Genomic DNA, 17,865 nt, shown 5'->3' on the forward strand with positions numbered 1-17,865 from the left:
TCATTTGAGTGATCTCAACAATTTAGCCAACAGTACTCACCGTAATTTAAGTAAATGACTTACACGCTATAAATTGTTATTTTTTTTCAATGTTAACATTTAAATCCCATAAAACATTGACCGAAAAAGTGCTACAATACCGCGTTTATAAAATTCTCAATGGTCACCCGTGTATGTGGTGCCTCTTTCGAAATAGTTAGGACGAGCAATGACTGATAATGCAACGATCTTGCAGAATGTACCAGTAGGCAAAAAAGTGGGTATCGCTTTTTCTGGTGGTCTAGATACTTCAGCAGCTTTATTGTGGATGAAGCAAAAAGGTGCAGAACCTTATGCTTATACAGCAAACTTAGGGCAGCCTGATGAAGATGACTACGATGCAATTCCGCGTAAAGCTGAAAACTATGGTGCTGTTAAGGCACGCTTAGTGGACTGCCGCTTACAGCTTGCATTAGAAGGTATTGCTGCGATTCAGTGTGGTGCATTTCATATCAGTACGGGCGGTGTTCCTTACTTCAATACCACACCATTGGGTCGTGCAGTAACAGGTACAATGCTTGTTACGGCGATGAAAGAGGATGACGTAAACATCTGGGGTGATGGCTCAACTTACAAAGGGAACGATATTGAACGTTTCTACCGTTATGGTTTGTTGACCAACCCTGCACTTAAAATCTATAAGCCTTGGTTAGACCAACAGTTTATCGATGAGTTGGGTGGTCGTGCCGAAATGTCACAATTCTTGATCGACAATGGTTTTGATTACAAAATGTCGAAAGAAAAAGCATATTCAACTGATTCAAACATGTTGGGTGCGACACACGAAGCTAAAGATCTTGAATATCTTAATGCCGGTATCAAAATCGTTGATCCAATTATGGGCGTTGCGTTCTGGAAAGATGATGTCAAAATTGAAGCTGAAGAAGTTTCTGTAACTTTCGAAGAAGGCTTCCCTGTTGCATTAAATGGCAAACGTATTGAAGATCCAGTAGAGCTTATTCTTGAAGCAAACCGTATTGGTGGGCGTCATGGTTTAGGTATGTCTGACCAAATCGAAAACCGTATCATTGAAGCGAAATCCCGTGGTATTTATGAAGCTCCGGGGATGGCACTTCTTCATATTGCCTATGAACGCCTTGTTACAGGTATTCACAATGAAGACACCATCGAACAATATCGTATTAACGGCTTACGTTTAGGTCGTTTACTGTACCAAGGCCGTTGGTTCGATTCTCAAGCATTAATGCTTCGTGAAACAGCGCAGCGTTGGGTAGCAAAAGCCATTACAGGCACAGTTACTCTAGAGTTACGCCGTGGTAATGACTACACCATCATGAACACTGAATCTGAAAACCTCACTTATGAAGCTGAGCGTTTGACCATGGAAAAAGGTGATTCAATGTTTAGCCCTGCTGATCGTATTGGTCAATTGACCATGCGTAATCTTGATATTACCGATACACGCGCTAAGCTCGGTATTTATACCAAAACAGGTTTATTGGCTGTGGGTACCGGCTCTGCCGTTCCTCAGTTGAAAGATAAAAACAAATAATTGAGTTTAAAAATAAAAACCGCCACATGGCGGTTTTTATTGGTCAATGCTTTTTGATATGATCTGATTAAGATACAGTTGTAGAATCCTGAGTCGATTGAATGCTATTTTGTTGCGATTTTTGCTGTTGTTTTTGCAATTCAATCCTTTCTGCATGTTCTTGACGAATGCGATCATACTCTCGCTGAGTTTCTGCATCACTTTTTGCAGCTAAAAATGCCATTCCCACTAAAAAAACTGGAAATAATAGTCCCAATGCAGCGAGCAGATAAACTTTAGGAAATTTCTTCGAACGAGTCTGTGACATACATTTAAATCTTTCAGTACATTTAAGTAAACAGAATAATATAACAGAACAAACTTACTCAATATAGCAAAAATCTAAATTTGAAAAATGACCATTCACTTTGTCAAAGGGCTTACTCAGAATGCTGCTTTAACCTCTCTTTTAAGCCAGTGCATCAGAGATCATATTGTAAATCAGCGATCCTTAGCAGACTGATAAGCAGCTTGCGCGATTGCTAGACTCTTCTTCTTTCCTTCCACTGTATCGGGGATTTCATTGCTCGTGCCATTACTTGAATGGCGTTGAAGATGCTGCTGTTGAGAATACCTGTGTGTCTCTGGTTGGGACTTTACTTGTTGTTGTGGGTTTTGAGTAGCCGTGCGTTGAGTCAATTTTTGCTGAAGCTGCTGTTGTTGATTGGGGATTACTGTACCTGCACATGGTCGAGACTGATAAGTCACTGAACCCTTCACCACACACTTGTGTACTTCTTTAGCCAAAACGTGATGAGAAAATCCTAAAGCTAAAACGACCAGCACGATTTTTTTCACAACATACACTCCCTTCAAGTTTTAACAAAATATCAATAAATAATCTAAATTGCTATTTACACAGGAGTTTTTTTAATTTCTGTTTTTCTTATCACAATAAAGGGGGAAATATGACTTTTTTTGCCAAGTTTTTACAGCATTTTGTCATATTTAGAGTGTTGTAAATTTTATGCTATTTCAAATTTCTCAACAGATTACGAACAATCGCACCATGCACCATACCCACAGGAAGCATATAAATTTTACCAAAAAGATTATAGGTCACCACACTGGTCGAGATTTTAAGCTGATTTTTTTGCTCATTGTATGGAAGAATCTGCAATACCACCAAGACACTTAAGTGCTTATCCGTTGATTGTAAAAAAAGCTCCTGATCTGATACCTTAATCACCTCGAAAAAATCTGCTTTACCACCCTGCTCAAGCGGCGCCTGAACGAAAGGATTAAAACCTTGAATCGGCTGTACACCGCCTAAATGTTGACTTAAAAAGTCTCGGATTTTAAACGCAATCTTTAACCATTTTGGTGGTGTGCTGGTCATCAAGCGATAAGCTTGTGATGCTGTGATATTTTTATCAATGCATTGTTGATCTTGATGAATAAAATTAAGCTGATGAACAGGTGCAACCAATACGTATGGATCTATTTCTGTATTCATGGAACTCAACCTTTTTAAATATAATAAGTTAACGTATGAATAAAATCTAAATCTAGTCTACAGCAATTCATACTAAGTACAATCGCAAGCAGCCTAAAGCGGAGTTAAGTCATAGACCAAGGATCAATTATTTGTAGGTCTACAGCTGTCGAAAGACGAATAGACATTATTTCATTCTTATCAAAGTGATATGTATCCTATCTCTCGCATATCATTCAAAACAATCTAAAGTTGAAAATCACTCAAATAATCGCGGAATACTTGTCCAACCTTTAAATCCATTCAACAATCATCAAAGTAGAAATGTTTAGGTTGCTCCTAGCTCTGTTAAAGTGTTTGTCACACTTTAACAGAGAACATCAATCAATAATAAAAGGTCTGCACTTGGCAGACCTCTGATGATCTTGTCTTTAGATTAATTATCCATATTTTCAATAATCGCCTGTCCGAATTCTGAACAACGCAACAAAGTAGCGCCTGGCATTAAACGCTCAAAATCATAAGTAACTGTTTTTGCAGAGATCGCACCTGAAACACCTTTGATAATTAAATCGGCAGCTTCGATCCAGCCCATATCACGCAGCATCATTTCTGCTGAAAGAATAATGGATCCAGGATTTACCTTATCTTGTCCAGCATATTTGGGCGCTGTACCGTGTGTTGCTTCATATACAGAAATTGCACCACCAATATTTGCACCCGGCGCAATACCTATACCGCCTACTTCTGCGGCAAGTGCATCAGATATGTAATCACCATTTAAATTCAAGGTGGCGATCACCGAATATTCAGCAGGGCGCATTAGAATTTGCTGTAAAAAAGCATCAGCAATCACATCTTTAATAATGATGTCTTTGCCTGTTTTAGGGTTTTTAATTTTAACCCAAGGACCACCATCAATCAGCTCACCACCAAAGCGATCCAATGCGAGCTCGTAGCCCCACTCCTTAAAAGCACCTTCAGTGTATTTCATAATATTGCCTTTATGCACTAAAGTAACACTTGGCTTATCATTATCGATTGCAAACTGAATCGCCTTACGGACTAGTCGCTGAGTCCCTTCTTTTGAAACAGGCTTAATTCCGATACCACAATTGTCCTCAAAACGGATTTTAGTGACCCCCATTTCTTCCTTCAGAAATTTAATTACTTTTTTAGCTTCAGGAGAGTCTGCTTTCCATTCGATACCCGCATAGATATCTTCTGAGTTTTCTCGGAAAATCACCATATCTGTTTGTTCAGGATGTTGAACGGGTGACGGGACGCCCTTAAACCAACGCACTGGTCGTACACACACATATAGATCTAATTCTTGACGTAAAGCCACATTTAGAGAACGAATACCGCCACCGACAGGCGTTGTGAGTGGGCCTTTAATTGATACAACAAATTCCCTTAAAGCTTCGAAAGTCTCTTCAGGCATGTAAGTGCCATAAATTTTATTCGCTTTTTCACCACAATAAACTTCCATCCATTCGATCGAACGCTTGCCACTATAAGCTTTTTGAATTGCGGCATCGACCACCGCTTTCATCGCAGGTGTAATGTCGACACCAATACCATCTCCCTCAATGAAAGGAATAATCGGATGGTTTGGTACATTGAGTGACAAGTCTGCATTTACAGTAATTTTGCTACCATCCGCAGGTACTACGATCTTCTGATAACCCATTGTTCAGGATCTCCATTTTCTTATAGTGAGTAAATCCAAAAAAATTGCGCTATGAGCAATATTTGCGACCACTTTTTTAGCAAGATCAGTGTAATCGAATTCGATCATTTTTTGAGATTTATACGAGGAATAACAACATTTCTCAACTTAATAAAACGCATTGTTTCATGATTTAATGCTTTTATAGAATGTATTTTTTATAAAAATCATAGCTTTCTTTTAGTTCTACAAAATCAATAATTTTTTGATTCTTAAAATAAATCAATAAAGTTTATAGAACGCTCCCCCGATTTGAATCTTGATGCATTAAAAAACCAATAAATGACTGTAGTCAGTATTTTTTAAAGAAAACCAGCGCCCCCTGTAAATATTCAAAAATCTAAAATCAAAGTCAGGCGCTCTTTTACTCCTCCTGCTGAATGACAAATAAAATTGAAGAATACAAAGCTGAATCTGTTATAGTAGTCCACAATCAACTGGGCTTTTTGCAACCTAACCCCCCTATTTTTAATCAAATGGGTATTTATTGGGTCTCAAATTAAACTCCCCAAAATTTTATTTATATCTATTAGTGGCTTAAAGTGAAAATTGTCATTCTAAACAAACCCTATGACGTCCTCTCCCAATTTCGTAAAGACGAAGCACATATGACCATATCTGACTTTGTTGACGATCCAAGCTTACGTATAGCCGGTCGTCTTGATATGGACTCAGAAGGTTTAGTTTTTTTAACTGATCATGGTGGTCTGAATCAGTATATTACCAATCCGAGCAATAAAAAGTTTAAAACCTATCTGGTTCAAGTGGATGGTAATATCACAGAAGAAGCACTTGAACAGTTACGTAAAGGTGTTGAGTTAAAAGACGGTATGACCTTGCCCGCTCAAGCTGCTAAAGTAGAACAGCCTGAATGGCTATGGGATCGTGATCCTCCTGTACGCTTCCGCGCCAATATTCCAACTTCATGGGTGGAAATCTCGATCTGTGAAGGTCGTAATCGTCAAGTTCGCCGTATGACTTCAGCTGTCGGTTTTCCAACTTTACGTTTAATTCGCACCAAGATTGGCACAATTGATTTAGTTCAAATGGGTTTAGAACCCGGTGAAACCAAAGAAATCGAACCTTTGCTTTATCCTGATTTTCAAAATGTACCTGCTGAAGAGCCTTATCGTTCACGCTCTTATGTTAAAAAACCAGGAGGTACAGGCGGTAAACCGATGGTACGCAAAAACAAAGATGGTTCTACAAAAAAATCAGGAACCAAACGTATTTGGCAGATGGATGACAGTGAAAAACCACGTCGCAAGACCAATGGAACTACGCGTCCAAACACCAAAGCTCCACGAGGTCGTGGACGTAATGGGCGTTAGACTTTGATGATGATTAAAGCTCACTTTGGTGGGCTTTTTTATTGACTATATTTATTAAATCATCAGCTGCACAAGGTCTTGATTCCTATTGGATTCAGCACAATGACACACCTGGATCATAAAAAAATCGGTGCCTAGACACCGATTTTCAATCATCTTTCACGCGATTGGCGATAAACCAAATGGCTTAGATTTTTTCAAGTACAGCATTCAATGTCGCGCTTGGACGCATGACTGCTTCTACTTTAGCAGTATCTACAGCATAATAACCACCAATGTCAGCAGGTTTACCTTGAACAGCCGCAAGTTCAGCAATGATTTTTTCTTCATTGTCCGCTAATGCTTGTGCAAGAGGTGCAAATTTTGCTTTTAACTCTGCATCTTCATCCTGTTCAGTCAAGGCTTCAGCCCAGAACTTCGCAAGATAGAAATGGCTACCACGGTTATCCAACTCACCTGTACGGCGTGAAGGTGATTTGTCATTGTCGAGTAACTTACCTGTTGCTTGGTCTAAAGTTTTCGCAAGCAATTTTGCACGTGCGTTATCTTCTTTAATGCCCATTTCTTCTAAAGAAACAGCCAATGCCAAGAACTCGCCTAGAGAATCCCAACGTAAATGGTTTTCTTCTACAAGTTGTTGTACATGCTTAGGCGCTGAACCACCCGCACCGGTTTCATACATACCACCGCCCGCCATTAACGGAACGATAGACAACATTTTCGCAGAAGTACCCAATTCCATAATTGGGAACAAGTCTGTGAGATAGTCTCGTAAGATGTTACCTGTTACAGAAATTGTATCCAGACCACGCGCAACACGCTCAAGTGTGTAACGCATCGCACGTACCTGAGACATGATTTGAATATCAAGACCAGTCGTGTCATGCTCTTTCAAGTATTTCTGTACTTTCTTGATCAATTCATTTTCATGAGGACGGTATGGGTCAAGCCAGAAAATTGCCGGCATACCCGAGTTACGCGCACGTGTTACAGCAAGTTTTACCCAGTCACGAATCGGTGCGTCTTTCACCTGACACATACGCCAGATATCGCCTTCCTCAACGTTTTGTGACATCAATACTTCACCTGTTTCCAAGTCAGTGATGTTGGCAACACCAGCTGCAGAAACTTCAAAAGTTTTGTCATGAGAACCATATTCTTCAGCTTTTTGCGCCATCAAACCAACGTTTGGCACAGTACCCATGGTACGTGGGTCAAAATTACCATTCCATTTGCAGAAATTAATCATTTCTTGATAAATACGTGCAAATGTAGATTCAGGCATTACAGCTTTACAGTCGTAAGGTTTGCCATCAGCACCCCACATTTTCCCCCCACCACGGATCATCGCAGGCATAGAAGCATCAACAATGACATCGTTTGGTGAATGGAAGTTAGTAATGCCTTTTGCAGAATCAACCATTGCTAATGCAGGACGGTGTTCTTGGCAGGCATGAAGATCTTCAATGATTTCTTCACGCAATGAAGTTGGCAGAGTTGCGATTTTTTCGTATAAACCAGCCATACCGTTATTGACGTTGATGCCGAGTTCATCAAACAGTTTGCCGTGTTTTTCAAAAGCATCTTTGTAATAAATTTTCACGCAGTGACCGAATACGATCGGATGTGAAACTTTCATCATGGTTGCTTTGACGTGTAAAGAGAACAAAATGCCCGCTTCACGACAATCTTCAAGTTCTTTTTCGTAGAAATCACACAGTGCTTTCTTGCTCATGAACATCGAATCAATCACTTCACCTTCTTGAAGTGCAACTTTTGGCTTAAGAACAATTGTTTCACCAGTTGTTGTAATCAATTCCATTTTCACATTGCGTGCACGGTCAAGTGTCATTGACTTTTCACCGTGATAGAAATCACCTTCATCCATGTGAGACACATGGGTTTGTGACCACTGTTTCCATTCACCCATAGAGTGTGGATGTTTTTTGGCATAGTTTTTAACTGCAGCAGGCGCACGACGGTCTGAGTTACCTTCACGCAGTACTGGGTTTACTGCAGAACCAAGACATTTGCTATAACGAGTCTTGATTACTTTTTCTTCTTCAGTTGTTGGATTTTCAGGGTAATCAGGGATTGCATAACCCTTAGACTGAAGTTCCTTAATGCAAGCTGTTAACTGGGCAACAGAAGCACTGATGTTCGGGAGTTTGATAATATTAGTGTCTGGATCTTGAGTAAGACGACCTAACTGTGCAAGGTTGTCAGATACCTTCTGTTCATCGCTTAAATAGTCCGCGAATTCAGCGAGGACACGTGCAGCTACAGAGATATCAGTTTTGACAATCTCTACGCCAGCTGGCTTAGTAAAGGTCTCAATGATCGGCAGTAGCGAATAAGTCGCCAATAGTGGCGCCTCGTCAGTCAGTGTGTAAATGATTGTTGACTTTCCACCAGCCATATATAGCCCCTTGCTGTTGATTGTGTTTTTGAGAACCGAGCTTATGACTCGACTCCTACGAACCGATTTGCTTAAAATTAACCCTGAGAGTATCAGCCTTCATGGTATGAGAGTCAACGTAAGATCTGTGATAACGACATTTCGAAAAAAAATGGTACATCACAAATAGTACATTAAAGCCAATAATCGCACAAAAATTAAGCATTTTTACTGAAAATCATCAATATTTTGGAAATAAACATAATTTTGTAGCTAGAACGGATCGATTATTTAAGGTAAGTGTACAATAAGAATGCGAGCTTTGAAAAATAGACGAACAGCACTGACATGATTTTCAAGCTAAAGTATTCACTGAATAAATACCAAATAAATTTAATTTTCATGCAGCTTCTTTCCATTTTGGTTAACTTATAGTCACAAAACAACAATACTTTTACCTTAATCTTTGATCTAAAAAATCGTTATTAATAAATAATATGTTTATTTTTTCACCGTGTTTTTAATGAAAGAATAAATCTAATCTCACCAAGTCTTCGTATTTCTCAAAACTAATATTAAAACTCTAGAGGTAATATGTTTATGCTGTTACTCATTGCGATACTTATTCAAATTATCACACTTTGGGCTATTTTCTTTTTTGCGCTGAATCGAAACATGGGGGCTGTCAGCACAATAGTGGTTTCAATCTTGGTGGCATTGATCAGTCCGTGGTCACTGATTATTGGTCTTCCACTTATTCTTATCAGCCTGGTGTTAATCATAGATCCTCTACGTATGCAATTCTTGACAAAGCCTGCCTACAATAAGCTTGCCAATGCGATGCCAAGTATGAGTACCACAGAACGTGAAGCGCTTGATGCAGGCACCAGCTGGTGGGAAAAAGAATTGTTTATGGGGGCACCTGATTGGGAAAAATTCAATGATTACCCTTATCCAACGCTTTCAAATGAAGAACAGTCATTTTTGGACAATGAAGTTGAACAACTGTGTCAATTATTGAATGAGTGGGAAATCCATCAGAATAAAGACTTAAATGAACAAACTTGGCAATTCATCAAAGAAAAAGGCTTTTTTGGGCTGATCATTCCTAAAGAATATGGGGGGCGAGAATTTACTTCATTTGCCCAAAGTCGAATCATGAGCAAGATTGCATCTCGCTCATTGACTGCTGCAGTGACATGTATGGTGCCGAATTCATTGGGTCCTGGCGAACTATTACTCAATTATGGAACTGATGAACAAAAAAATCGTTATCTTCCCGGCTTAGCCAAAGGTGAAGAAATTCCATGCTTTGGTCTGACCAGCCCAGAAGCAGGTTCTGATGCTGGCGCAATTCCAGACACTGGTGTTGTATGTTATGGCGAGTTTGAAGGACAACAGACGCTGGGTTTAAAGATGAATTTCTCCAAGCGTTGGATTACCTTAGCGCCAGTGGCCACTGTGGTCGGTTTGGCTTTTAAACTTTATGACCCTGATGGTCTGCTGGGAAATAAAGATAAAACTGAATATGGTATCACCTGTGCACTGATCCCTGCCTCTCATGAAGGGGTCAAGGTTGGACCCCGACACCATCCGGGTGGCTCACCATTTATGAATGGTACTGTTGAAGGACGAGATGTCTTTATACCCATCGACTGGATTATTGGCGGCGCTGAAAATGCGGGGAAAGGCTGGCGTATGTTGATGGAGTGTCTTGCCGTAGGGCGTGGGATTTCATTGCCTGCCCTCTCCACAGCAGCCAGTGAAATGACCTATTTATCTGTAGGTGCATTTGCAAAAATTCGTCAACAATTCAAACTTTCTGTAGGTCAATTTGAAGGCGTTCAAGAAGTCAGTAGTGAAATCGTCAGTGGAACTTATAAACTCGAAGCTTTCCGTTATTTAGTCACCTGCGGGCTCAATCAAGGCGGTAAGCCTGCTGTGATGACAGCAATGGCAAAATACTACGCAACGGAGACCATGCGCAAACTGGTCAACCATGGTATGGACATTACTGGCGGTCGAGGTATTCAACAAGGTCCGCGTAACTTCCTTGCCAACATGTACCAAGCCATTCCAATTTCGATTACGGTCGAAGGTGCAAATATTTTAAGTCGCTCCCTGATGATCTTTGGTCAAGGCTCAATGCGCTGTCATCCGTATTTATTTGAAGAACTCCAGCTTTTACAGGCTGAGGATAAAAGCAGTGCACTGGAAACCTTTAATACCATGCTCTACCAGCATTTAGGTTATACCTTGAATCGGGCTGCACGGGCCTTTACCTATGGTTGGTTTGGTTCAAGCCATCATCGACCAGATTCCTCAGATGACTTTACTCAAGCTTATTATAAAATCATCAATCGCTTGAGTGCAGACTTTGCACTGACCGCGGATATGTGCTTAGGGCTTCTAGCTGGAGACATTAAACGTAAAGAAATGCTTTCAGGACGATTAGCCGATATTCATGCAAATATGTTTATCGCAACGGCGATTCTTAAATTTTATGAGCATGGTCAACGGACTGAAGCGGAACAATTGCATGCCAAACTGGCTTTAGATGAAACGCTTTATCAGGCTCAAGAAGCATTTTTCGGCTTATTTGATAATTTCCCGATCCCAGTCGCCTCGGGTCTGGTAAAGTTTGTATGCTTTCCATTCGGTAGACCGATCAAAAAGCCAAGTGACCGTCAAAAAACTGAAGCAGCTGAACTGATCATGCAGAATAATCCATTCCGTGATTATTTAAAAACCCAGGTCTATTATTCAGTCGATCCAGAGGATGCTTTCGGTCGTATGGAAGCCACCTTTAATTTACTGGCGACAGTAGAAAATGATTGGAATCGCTTTAAAAAAGCTGAATCTAAAGGTGAATATCAAGGTCTTACATTTGAGGAACGTTTGGCAGATGCCGTTAGACGTGGGGCAATTCAGCAAGATCTTGCAGAAAAATTAGCACAGTACAATGCATTGCGCTACGACAGTATGCTCACTGATATTTTTGATGAAAAACTGGAGCAAGTACTGGAATTAGACAATCCACATCTTCGTCAAGCATAGAAGTATTTGAGAGTTTACCATTTTCAATGCTATAAACTTTCCTAAAAAGCAGTGAATCATTTTTCACTGCTTTTTGTTAGACCTTTACCAATAGGCTCATTAAACTATTGTCAGTACAGTGTTAAAAATAGAACAGTTCAGGGAAACAATGATGTCTAAACAAGATTATGAGAATGGCTTAAAAGTACGCAAAGAAGTCATGGGGGAAAGTTTTGTCAAACGTGCTCAAGACAATACAGTGCCATTTACTGAACCATTGCAGGAATGGATTAATGAGCATGCATGGGGTTCAACCTGGCAACGTGAAGGTGTATTGCCGCGTAAATATCGTTCTTTGGTCACCATTGCATTTTTAGTTGCGCAAAAAAGCCCAACTGAACTCAAAGGGCATATTCGTGGCGCTTTAAACAATGGCGCCAGCATCGAAGAAATACAGGAAGTACTTTTACATAGCTTACCCTATTGTGGTGCACCGACTACACAAGAAGCTTTCCGGGCTGCGCTTGAAGTCATCAGTGAATATCAAAGTCAGCATTCTTGACTGCACGCCCTTTTGTTCAATCGCAGATATTCAAGTCCTATCTGCGATTGAATCATCAGTTCCAAAACACATTGAAAGTATAAAAAAATTCATCGACTTCAAAACGAATGTGATAGCCCAATTGCGTCAATTCCGAAGAGAGTGCTCGAATATCTTCTAAGGCTAAGTGCTTAGGTAAAACTGTAAATACTGCGGTATTGCCCTGTCTGGCATTCTCTTCAATCATTTGGGCAAGACGAATCTTGTACAATTCGATATTTAGATTTGAATGCGATGCCAACTTTTTTGCATCATCTGCATGAATGAACATTTTTATTTCCATATTTTTTATTGGGATTGATACAAGATATAAATAAAACCAAAAATACGCTGTTTGGTTTGTGTTAGATCAGGTTTCTCTAAAATCAAACAAAGGCGAAGCTTGCCAGATTCACAAGTTTACATGTCTTCTCATACCATCCGACTGGTTTCCATACCGCCAGTTCATAAAACTCAAAATAAATCCAATGCCTTATTTGAATGAAATTTAACTTTTATGTTTAAAAAGTAAATGATAATTGTTATTATTTACCTCATTTTTAACCTTTAACAATTTGATTGCCTATGAATAGCCAGACTGAACTCGATGCGATTAGTGCGTCAGTTTCAACTCCGACTGTCTCTGCACGAGCTAAATCCACACCCTCCCTTTTCAATTATCGTGTCATGATTTTTTATCGTTTTGCTTTGGCGATTTTAGGAGGCTATTTACTCGCATCCCTTTCCGCCATGGTAATCGGAAAGTATTTTGCAGATTACCGAGCTTCTGCGGCTATGGCGGCAACACTACTTGCTTTCTGTATTCATTGCGCTGCATTTATTTGGGTATTTATGGTCAACAAAACCTTGAAAGCGAGCTTAGGGATCGTTGTTCCATGCATCATTTTATTGGTCATTTTTAAAATGATGGGGAACTAACATGCGTGTCGATGCAAAGGTTGAAGGTCCACGCCAATCCATGTCATGGCTACATACATGGGCAAGTTTGATTCTTGGTTGGTTGCTCTATGCGATTTTTTTAACAGGAACATTGAGCTTTTTCCAGTCAGAAATCTCTGTATGGATGAAACCCGAGACTCACCAATCTGTTCCTAATCCATCGCAGTTACAACAGACCCAAGTTGCCTTAAATTATTTACAGCACAATTATCCTGATGCAGGCAGTTGGACCATTCAACTGCCAAACTCTAGACAAACCACCACTGAATTAAACATCCGTAAACAAGGTGAAGACCTCCAAGCGCGTCGAGGCGGTCAACGTATCACCATTGACAGCGCTACAGGGCAGGTGATTGAAGCACGAGACACACGCGGTGGTGGTTTTATCTATCGCTTCCACTTCGAACTCTATGGTATTGATCGTATCTGGGCGCGTTGGTTGGTGGGTTTAGCCACAATGCTGATGTTTGTTGCAATCATCAGCGGTATCATTACACATAAAAAAATCTTTAAAGATTTCTTTACCTTCCGTTCGGGTAAAGGGCAACGATCTTGGTTGGATGCACATAATGCCACAGCTGTTTTTGCACTTCCTTTTCATATCATGATCACATTGAGTGGTCTGTTACTTCTGATGTTTATGTTCATGCCTTGGGGAATCAACCAAGTCTATGACGATCGACAAGAATTTTTTCAGGAAATGCGTGGCGGTGTTCAACAGAATAATGCACGCAACCGAGGTGTAGAAAATCGTATTGACGTCGCAAACAAAGCTCAAAATGGGCAAGTTCAACCAACTGGAGGAAATGCACAAGGTTCACGTGGCGAAAGAGATGCTCAACATCAACCGGAAACTGGGCATCCTGCCCCACTCACTGATTTAGCTCCGATGATTGCAAAAGCACAAACACAGTGGAAAGATAATCCAATAGCATCTATTCAAATCATTGCACCCAATACTTCCAATGCAAGCATTGAACTTCGTGCAGTCTATGCAAAAAGCGTGATACAGCGTGGTGTATATCCTGTTTTAAAGTTTGATGGCGTTACGGGTAAAGATATCTCTGATGATCTACAAGCCAGAAATACCTCTGTTCCCATGGGCATATACAATGTTGTAACTGTCTTACATGAAGCACGCGGACTAGATTTAACTTTCCGTTGGTTATTGTTCTTTTCAGGTGTTCTTGGCACTTTAATGGTTGCTACGGGCTTGATCTTGTGGTGTGTAAAACGGGCACCGCAACAGCAAAAACAAGGTTATAAATCTTTTGGCTATCGCTTTGTGGAAGTGATGAATATTGCTGCTGTAATTGGATTACCGATTGCTTGTGCTGCTTATTTCTATGCCAATCGTTTCATCCCATTTGAAGTAGAAACACGCCTGAACTGGGAAATTCGCGCATTCTTTATGGCATGGCTCGCAAGCTTAATTTATGCAGTCATCCGACCACACCGTCAGGCTTGGCTAGAACTTTTAATGTTGGCAACTGTTGCCTATGCCCTGTTACCGTTCATCAATTTTATGACAGGCGGTCAAGCACTGTGGAACAGTATTGCCAATGGTCAATGGATGATTGCCTCTTTTGATTTCATGACATGGGCGATCGCAATTTTGTTTTTCTTTTCATTTTATAAAGTGAAAAAACACAAAGGGCTTCCTGTCAAAAAAGCTAAAAATGCAGCAGCAACCAAGGAGCTCACGGTATGATTTTCTTCTTGTTGATCTGGTCTATCTCCAGTTTGGCGATGATTGGACTCGCCAGCTCCATGTCAAAGCATCAAAAACAAATATATGGTCATGAATTGGCAGAAAATCCTACGCTGTTTGCGACACTGTCAGGTTGGGGCTTATTGTCCATTTCCTTAATTATCTGTTTAATGTCAGGAAAGCCAAGTAGTATGCTGAGCCTATGGGTAGGCATACTCACCTTTTCAGCATTATTTGTAGGATCGCTATTGAGCTATTGCAGCGCTCAAATAAAAACTGCGGCAATCATCTGCTTTATTGTAAGTTGTATTGCAGGCATCGCCCTCCTCGTCTAAATTGTTTAATCAAAATCAGTTATACTATCAAGCCAATCCTTAGATTGGCTTTTTTGTTTAAACCTTTTTGTGCTTATACTGGTATTTTTATGTCTAACCCACTTTCAATCCCTTCAGAATTGTTAAATCGTGCTGCGATGGGAAATCCTGCTGCACAATTTGAACTTGCTGAAATTTATATGCAAAGTGAGGATGAAGATAACAATCAACTCGCTGAAGAATGGGCACTGAAAGCAGCACAATTAGGTCATGTCGAAGCCATGTACTGGTTGGGTGAAGGCTATGCTTATTATGCAAAAGAGATTTTGGAAGAAGATCCTGAGGAGTCCAAAACCTACTTCGAACACGCACATCGCTGGTTAGAACAAGCAGTCAAGCATCAACACCCTGCTGCACTGTTAGAATTATCGAATTTTTATCGTCGTGGTGATGTGGTTGAAAAAGACCTGCTTAAATCTGTTGAACTGCTAGAGCAAGCAGCGAAATTAGGCGAAATTCAAGCCATGCGTGATTTAGTCTGTGTCTATGAACACGGTTTAGGTGTTGAAATTGATGATGAAAAAGCAGACTTTTGGGCAGAAAAAGCCAAGCTTGCTGAAGATACTGAAAAATAAAACAGTGCATCAAGTCTAAACTGAATGGACTTGATGCTGAAATTCTCTGGGTACTCAAATACACAAAAACATCTAATCACGTTGAGGCATAAAGCATTTTTCAAATATTTCGGACTGATTTTGGATTTCATCCCTTTTCAAAAAATGAAACCAGTTCACTCTTGTATTGTTCGATCATTGATTTACAAATCTGAATTGATTTTGCCTCAGTGAACACAATTTAACTTAATGCACTCATTTTTCGTTTTCAATAATAGAAATACAAACCTTGATTCATACTTCTATCATCTCGTCTTGGCATTTCGCCTTGAAAAGTTTAAATACGGTCCAAAACAGGCTGTTGATAATTAAATTTCATCTGCTCTTCAATAGCCAAGGCTATATTGAATACTTTTTGTTCCTGAAAAGCTGGACCTATGATTTGTAATCCAACCGGTTGTCCATCAACCAAGCCGCAGGGAATGCTTAAAGCGGGTAAACCTGTTAAATTACTCGGACCGGTAAAGCGAATAATATGATTCAATAAATCAACATTTTCACCATTAAGTTTTGCAACTGAACTGTCTATATCCGGTGGTAAAATAGGTAATGTCGGTGCAATCAAAACATCAACTTCTTTGAAGACTTGAGCAAATTGTTGTTTTAGCTCCCTTCTCAATTGTTGGGCTTGTAAATATTCAACTGCCGTTGGCAACTCACCCAATTCAAATAATAGACGAATGTCATCGCCAAAATCATTTGGGCGCTGCTGTAAATCATCATGGTGAATTGTAGAAGCTTCGGACAGGCTCGTCACCAACTCTACATATTCAGCATTTTGCAGTGCCGGGATTGCAACCTGCTTAATGATCGCACCACGTTGCTCAAGCTGAGCAATTTGTTCACGAACTAATTTTTCAATCGGCGCATCAACTTGATGAAAGAAATAGTCTTCATTGATACCAATTACTTTGCCTTTGACATCACTATTGAGCAAGGCAAGATAATCTGGAATTTCAACACGTTTAGAGGTCGGATCACGTTCATCAAATCCTGCTATTACTTTTAACATAGCCGCAGCGTCAGCGACAGTTTTTGCCATTGGTCCAATATGGTCTAAGGTCCATGCTAATGGAAAACAACCATATTTTGCGACTAAACCATGAGTGGGCTTTAATCCAACTAAACCACATGCTGAAGATGGGATACGAATTGAACCTGCCGTATCTGTTCCCAATGTAATGGTAGACATTCCAGAAGCAACCGCTGCACCAGAACCACCACTTGATCCTCCAGGAATCTTATCAAGATTCCATGGATTTCGGCATGCACCAAAGTGTGGACTGTTATTTGTAATGCCCCATGCATACTCGTGCATATTTAACTTACCGATAATGATTGCACCAGCGTCCTTGAGTTTGGAAATCACAGTTGCATCATCATTAGAAATAAATTGGGCATGAATTTTAGAAGCCATGGTAGTCACTTCACCACCAATATAAATATTGTCCTTGATACCCATTGGGATACCATGGAATATACCCTTATATTTTCCTTGTGCAATTTCTGCGTCTGCTTGAGCAGCCTCTGCCAAAGCTTTATCTGCACGAAAAGAAATATATGCATTGATTTCCGTATTGTAATCTTGAGCATGCTGTAATACGAGTTGCGTTAAATCTACTGAACTGATACGACGATCTTCAATACCTTTAGCCAATTCAATAACAGAAAGGCTCAATACCTCTTTATTTAACATGATCGCCTCCTGCTGTATTGATGATGCAGATATCATCGTCGTTTTTAATTTGGGTCCGTACCGTTTTTTTTAGCGCTTTGATTCCTTTCCATCTTTGTTCTAATTCTGCTTGAGTTTTTGGATTAACCGGTATATCAAGTTGTTCCAATATTTTTGTTGCACTAATATCCATTATTATCACCGTCCTTTTTGAAAATTATATTTTCAGATTAACTATCCGATTACCAGAAAACTTGGGTTTCAACAAAATAATAATTCTTTAATTACATCCATAAAGATTATTTAACAGGCAATCAGCTCCAATTTAATTGGATATAAAAATTATAATATTAGACCTAGGTTGAATTGACACAGAAAACCATTTTTAAGAAATGCATCACTTAACAGCATAAAAACAATAATAAAAA

General features: G+C 39.9%; 16 protein-coding genes. 8 read left to right on the plus strand and 8 right to left on the minus strand.

Going from position 1 to position 17,865, the window contains the following annotated elements:
* Positions 1-208: 208 nt before the first annotated feature.
* On the plus strand, positions 209-1,552 hold the full coding sequence (argG, locus tag IMO47_RS12900; protein ID WP_196074390.1) for an argininosuccinate synthase: 1,344 nt from the start codon (positions 209-211) through the stop codon (positions 1,550-1,552).
* A gap of 67 nt (positions 1,553-1,619) precedes the next feature.
* Here the strand turns inward: argG and IMO47_RS12905 are convergent, their stop codons facing one another.
* From IMO47_RS12905 to icd, 4 genes are all read right to left on the minus strand, one after another.
* Positions 1,620-1,859 carry a hypothetical protein gene (locus IMO47_RS12905; protein WP_196074389.1) on the minus strand — a complete coding sequence of 80 codons (240 nt, stop codon included), beginning with the start codon at positions 1,857-1,859 and terminating at the stop codon, positions 1,620-1,622.
* Between the two features lie 173 nt (positions 1,860-2,032).
* Positions 2,033-2,389: a DUF4124 domain-containing protein gene (locus tag IMO47_RS12910; protein WP_196074388.1), complete on the minus strand. Its 357-nt coding sequence runs from the start codon at positions 2,387-2,389 to the stop codon at positions 2,033-2,035.
* A gap of 172 nt (positions 2,390-2,561) precedes the next feature.
* Positions 2,562-3,047 carry a DUF2867 domain-containing protein gene (locus tag IMO47_RS12915; protein ID WP_196074387.1) on the minus strand — a complete coding sequence of 162 codons (486 nt, stop codon included), beginning with the start codon at positions 3,045-3,047 and terminating at the stop codon, positions 2,562-2,564.
* Between the two features lie 415 nt (positions 3,048-3,462).
* Complete coding sequence (icd, locus tag IMO47_RS12920; RefSeq protein WP_196074386.1) at positions 3,463-4,719, minus strand: NADP-dependent isocitrate dehydrogenase; 1,257 nt, start codon at positions 4,717-4,719, stop codon at positions 3,463-3,465.
* 581 nt (positions 4,720-5,300) lie between these two features.
* Here icd and IMO47_RS12925 point away from each other — a divergent pair.
* Positions 5,301-6,089 carry an rRNA large subunit pseudouridine synthase E gene (locus IMO47_RS12925; RefSeq protein WP_196077497.1) on the plus strand — a complete coding sequence of 263 codons (789 nt, stop codon included), beginning with the start codon at positions 5,301-5,303 and terminating at the stop codon, positions 6,087-6,089.
* A gap of 187 nt (positions 6,090-6,276) precedes the next feature.
* Here IMO47_RS12925 and IMO47_RS12930 read toward each other — a convergent pair whose 3' ends face one another.
* Positions 6,277-8,508: an NADP-dependent isocitrate dehydrogenase gene (locus IMO47_RS12930; RefSeq protein ID WP_196077496.1), complete on the minus strand. Its 2,232-nt coding sequence runs from the start codon at positions 8,506-8,508 to the stop codon at positions 6,277-6,279.
* A 579-nt stretch (positions 8,509-9,087) separates the two neighbouring features.
* Here IMO47_RS12930 and IMO47_RS12935 point away from each other — a divergent pair.
* Together IMO47_RS12935 and IMO47_RS12940 are read left to right on the plus strand one after the other, a co-directional pair.
* Positions 9,088-11,544 carry an acyl-CoA dehydrogenase gene (locus IMO47_RS12935; RefSeq protein WP_196077495.1) on the plus strand — a complete coding sequence of 819 codons (2,457 nt, stop codon included), beginning with the start codon at positions 9,088-9,090 and terminating at the stop codon, positions 11,542-11,544.
* 151 nt (positions 11,545-11,695) lie between these two features.
* On the plus strand, positions 11,696-12,085 hold the full coding sequence (locus tag IMO47_RS12940; RefSeq protein ID WP_196077494.1) for a carboxymuconolactone decarboxylase family protein: 390 nt from the start codon (positions 11,696-11,698) through the stop codon (positions 12,083-12,085).
* Positions 12,086-12,140: 55 nt separating this feature from the next.
* Here IMO47_RS12940 and IMO47_RS12945 read toward each other — a convergent pair whose 3' ends face one another.
* On the minus strand, positions 12,141-12,395 hold the full coding sequence (locus tag IMO47_RS12945) for a hypothetical protein (RefSeq protein WP_196077493.1): 255 nt from the start codon (positions 12,393-12,395) through the stop codon (positions 12,141-12,143).
* Between the two features lie 293 nt (positions 12,396-12,688).
* On the opposite strand from IMO47_RS12945, the gene IMO47_RS12950 reads away from it, so the two are divergent.
* The 4 genes from IMO47_RS12950 (at position 12,689) to IMO47_RS12965 (ending at position 15,723) form a co-directional block, all read left to right on the plus strand.
* Positions 12,689-13,042: a hypothetical protein gene (locus tag IMO47_RS12950; RefSeq protein WP_196077492.1), complete on the plus strand. Its 354-nt coding sequence runs from the start codon at positions 12,689-12,691 to the stop codon at positions 13,040-13,042.
* A 1-nt stretch (position 13,043) separates the two neighbouring features.
* Positions 13,044-14,774 (plus strand): PepSY-associated TM helix domain-containing protein, encoded by a 1,731-nt coding sequence (locus IMO47_RS12955; RefSeq protein WP_196077491.1) that lies wholly within the window; start codon positions 13,044-13,046, stop codon positions 14,772-14,774.
* Positions 14,771-15,109: a DUF3325 domain-containing protein gene (locus IMO47_RS12960; protein ID WP_196077490.1), complete on the plus strand. Its 339-nt coding sequence runs from the start codon at positions 14,771-14,773 to the stop codon at positions 15,107-15,109. Before IMO47_RS12955 ends, IMO47_RS12960 begins: the two co-directional genes overlap by 4 nt.
* 89 nt (positions 15,110-15,198) lie before the next feature.
* Positions 15,199-15,723 carry a tetratricopeptide repeat protein gene (locus IMO47_RS12965; protein WP_196077489.1) on the plus strand — a complete coding sequence of 175 codons (525 nt, stop codon included), beginning with the start codon at positions 15,199-15,201 and terminating at the stop codon, positions 15,721-15,723.
* 316 nt (positions 15,724-16,039) lie between these two features.
* Here the strand turns inward: IMO47_RS12965 and IMO47_RS12970 are convergent, their stop codons facing one another.
* Both IMO47_RS12970 and IMO47_RS12975 read right to left on the minus strand, forming a co-directional pair.
* The gene (locus tag IMO47_RS12970; protein ID WP_196077488.1) at positions 16,040-17,458 is read right to left on the minus strand and encodes an amidase; all 1,419 of its coding nucleotides are present in this window, start codon (positions 17,456-17,458) and stop codon (positions 16,040-16,042) included.
* Positions 17,448-17,630, minus strand: coding sequence for a hypothetical protein (locus IMO47_RS12975; RefSeq protein ID WP_196077487.1), 183 nt, complete (start codon positions 17,628-17,630; stop codon positions 17,448-17,450). Before IMO47_RS12975 ends, IMO47_RS12970 begins: the two co-directional genes overlap by 11 nt.
* Between the last annotated feature and the right edge of the window lie 235 nt (positions 17,631-17,865).

This window comes from Acinetobacter sp. Res13-Abat-PEC15-P4-01 (genome assembly GCF_015676285.1).
GTDB lineage: Bacteria > Pseudomonadota > Gammaproteobacteria > Pseudomonadales > Moraxellaceae > Acinetobacter > Acinetobacter nematophilus.

Excerpts from the sequence above, each read along its gene's own strand:
- argG (WP_196074390.1), top strand. The coding sequence starts at position 209 with ATGACTGATAATGCAACGATCTTGCAGAATGTACCAGTAGGCAAAAAA.
- IMO47_RS12905 (WP_196074389.1), bottom strand. The coding sequence starts at position 1,859 with ATGTCACAGACTCGTTCGAAGAAATTTCCTAAAGTTTATCTGCTCGCT.
- IMO47_RS12915 (WP_196074387.1), bottom strand. The coding sequence starts at position 3,047 with ATGAATACAGAAATAGATCCATACGTATTGGTTGCACCTGTTCATCAG.
- icd (WP_196074386.1), bottom strand. The coding sequence starts at position 4,719 with ATGGGTTATCAGAAGATCGTAGTACCTGCGGATGGTAGCAAAATTACT.
- IMO47_RS12930 (WP_196077496.1), bottom strand. The coding sequence starts at position 8,508 with ATGGCTGGTGGAAAGTCAACAATCATTTACACACTGACTGACGAGGCG.
- IMO47_RS12935 (WP_196077495.1), top strand. The coding sequence starts at position 9,088 with ATGCTGTTACTCATTGCGATACTTATTCAAATTATCACACTTTGGGCT.
- IMO47_RS12940 (WP_196077494.1), top strand. The coding sequence starts at position 11,696 with ATGTCTAAACAAGATTATGAGAATGGCTTAAAAGTACGCAAAGAAGTC.
- IMO47_RS12945 (WP_196077493.1), bottom strand. The coding sequence starts at position 12,395 with ATGTTCATTCATGCAGATGATGCAAAAAAGTTGGCATCGCATTCAAAT.
- IMO47_RS12950 (WP_196077492.1), top strand. The coding sequence starts at position 12,689 with ATGAATAGCCAGACTGAACTCGATGCGATTAGTGCGTCAGTTTCAACT.
- IMO47_RS12955 (WP_196077491.1), top strand. The coding sequence starts at position 13,044 with ATGCGTGTCGATGCAAAGGTTGAAGGTCCACGCCAATCCATGTCATGG.
- IMO47_RS12960 (WP_196077490.1), top strand. The coding sequence starts at position 14,771 with ATGATTTTCTTCTTGTTGATCTGGTCTATCTCCAGTTTGGCGATGATT.
- IMO47_RS12965 (WP_196077489.1), top strand. The coding sequence starts at position 15,199 with ATGTCTAACCCACTTTCAATCCCTTCAGAATTGTTAAATCGTGCTGCG.
- IMO47_RS12970 (WP_196077488.1), bottom strand. The coding sequence starts at position 17,458 with ATGTTAAATAAAGAGGTATTGAGCCTTTCTGTTATTGAATTGGCTAAA.
- IMO47_RS12975 (WP_196077487.1), bottom strand. The coding sequence starts at position 17,630 with ATGGATATTAGTGCAACAAAAATATTGGAACAACTTGATATACCGGTT.